This is a genomic window from Syntrophales bacterium, assembly GCA_030655775.1.
Classification (GTDB): Bacteria; Desulfobacterota; Syntrophia; order Syntrophales; family JADFWA01; genus JAUSPI01.
In genome coordinates this window covers 1-2,540 of sequence record JAUSPI010000250.1, presented here as the reverse complement: position 1 = coordinate 2,540, position 2,540 = coordinate 1, and the positions used below count along the sequence as shown (strand labels likewise).

Below are 2,540 nucleotides of genomic sequence, written 5' to 3'. Positions count from 1 at the left end.
GGGATATACTACTCACTAGTCAATGGCGGCTCCATGGTGGGGCTACCTGAGTAGTTACAAAATAAGTTTATTATCAGTGCAAACTCCATACTGCAATTCAGGTCGTCCACTGGGAATATTGCTAAGTTCAGTAATCGAGATAAATTCCGTTGCATTGTGACCATTATTACCAAACCTTACTATTTGTATCTTGGATTCTTTTCCGTCTTCTCCAAGTTCAACTACCAATTCTCCAACAGCTATTACGCCAGTAGGTAAGTCTGTGTAAGTATGAGTTACATGAATACCACCACCCATATAAGTATGTAATACTCTAGGAGGCTGTCCGAGAATAGCAGATGGTCACTAAAGAAGCAAATGCATAGATGAGAAAAACCCTCTCAGAAATTATCATAAAAAGCAATACTTATATTGACAACTATTTGATATTATGATATATTACGCCATCATGTCTTTAGAAAGAAGGATAAATCGATGGCAGTTCCTTTCAAGAAAGATCCGGTAGAATTTAATCAGCGTTTACTGTTTCCTTTGAACATGTTCGACCTCTTACCGGAAGATCATGAATGTTACATCTACGAAGAGATATTCAAACAACTTGATACGACAAGCGTAGAGAAAAACTACAGTGTACTTGGTCAAAATGCCTTTCATCCCAAGTTGATAGTCGGCATACTGATATACGCATACAGCCAGGGGATCTTCAGTTCCCGTCAGATAAAAAAGAAAAGTCATGAAGATCTCGGCTTCATGTACATATCCCATTTAAACTGTCCCGACTTCAGGGTATTGAGTGATTTCAGGAAAGACCATTACGAGTTTTTCAAGGAATGTTTCAAACAGAGTGTGCTTTTGGCCAAGGAAGCCGGGATGGTATCGCTTGGTCATGTAAGCCTTGACGGTTCCAAGTTCAAGGCAGACACCTCCAAACATAAGGCCATGAGCTATGGCCGTCTCAAGGAAAAGGAAAGAGAATTAACCGAACAGATAGAAGAATTAATACAAAAGGCAGAACAGTGCGACAGCGAAGAAGATGAAGAGTATAACGATAAGACCGGCTACGAGATACCGGAAGAACTGAAGTTCAAAGAGAATAGATTGGCAAAGATCAAGGCCGCCAGAGAGGCTTTGGAAAAAAGAAAACAGGAGCTGAATCCGGGTAAAAAGATAGATGATAAGAAACAGATAAGCTTTGCCGATAAAGAGGCCCGGATCATGGGCAAGAACGGAAACTTCCAATATGCCTACAATGGTCAGATTTCGGTTGATAAAAACAATCAGATTATCGTGGGACAGCATCTAACCCGGAATGCAAATGACAAGCAGGAAGTAACACCGGCCCTACAGGAGATCAAAGAAACAACGGAGGACGAACTTCCTGATGTTATGAGTTTAGATAACGGCTACATGTCGGGCAGCAACCTTGCCGCATTTAATGACCCTGATATCGATATCGACGTCTATATAGCGACAGGCAAGGGAGAGAACGGGGATCAGAGATCCCTGGATGAATGCAATCGAAAGGTAAGGAAATCGGATTTCGTCTACGATGAGGATAAAGACTGTTTTATTTGTCCCGCCTGCCATATACTGGAATTAAGAAACAGAACCGGTGATGACAAGAAAATATATCAGACTCGAATGGAAGATTGTGATCAATGTTCCTACCGGAACAGATGCTGCAAGTCAAAAAAAGGTGAACCCCGGACAATTTCGACTGACAGTAAAGAGCCACTGCGGCAAGAGATGGTTGAAAAGATGAAGAAGGAATCATCAAAGGAAATATACAAAAAGCGAAAGACCATCGTTGAGCCTGTCTTTGGTCAGATAAAGAAGAACATGGGTTTTCGGGGATTCAGTGTGCGTGGCTTTATAAAAGCAGGCGGAGAGTTTTCCCTTGTCTGCGCAGCACACAACATTAAAAAGGTTGTAAAATCAATAAGATGTAAATTGGCATATCTTGAAGAAGACAAGTTAGCTTCCATGGCTGCCTGATAAAGGGTATCGGAGCACGAGAAAACACACTGTTTCACAACAAAAGGATGTGATCAATAGCCGGAAGGTGATTTCTGTTGATGACAATTGCTTTTCATAAAATGATTTGACGAAATTTGATACTTATTTTCAAAGAGGTTGTTTTTCAGCTATTGAATTCTCGGACAGCCTCCTAGCATGTACTTGTACAGGGTATCGGTTGAGAAGCTATAAATCTATAGGTTCGATCATATCCCCGGAAGTCGGGTACCACAGGTACTGTAAGTCACATTGAAAAAAAGCGGAGTCATCGGCTCCGCTTTTCATTTTTTTCTATTTCTTGATAGCGTATTGCTCTAAATTATTTCTCCTGCCTTTAGCCTTTAACCTTGCGCTTCGTCTTTTTGACTGCTGACCGCTGAAAGCTGAACACTGACGGCTTTTTTACCCTGATGGCTGAAAGCTGAGTGCTTAAAAATTCTGTCTCCTGACTACTGCCTTTTCCTTTCGCCTTTCACCTCGTCTTTTCATTGCTGACTGTGATAGCTTATTGCTATAAATTCTGT

At 41.2% G+C, this 2,540-nt stretch carries 2 protein-coding genes; one reads left to right on the top strand and one right to left on the bottom strand.

All coding sequences use genetic code 11. The features are described from left to right. Positions 1-54: 54 nt before the first annotated feature. Positions 55-297: a hypothetical protein gene (locus Q7J27_14105; protein MDO9530273.1), complete on the bottom strand. Its 243-nt coding sequence runs from the start codon at positions 295-297 to the stop codon at positions 55-57. A 177-nt stretch (positions 298-474) separates the two neighbouring features. Here Q7J27_14105 and Q7J27_14100 point away from each other — a divergent pair, with 177 nt between their 5' ends. Then, positions 475-1,995 carry an IS1182 family transposase gene (locus Q7J27_14100; GenBank protein ID MDO9530272.1) on the top strand — a complete coding sequence of 507 codons (1,521 nt, stop codon included), beginning with the start codon at positions 475-477 and terminating at the stop codon, positions 1,993-1,995. The last annotated feature ends 545 nt before the right edge of the window (positions 1,996-2,540 follow it).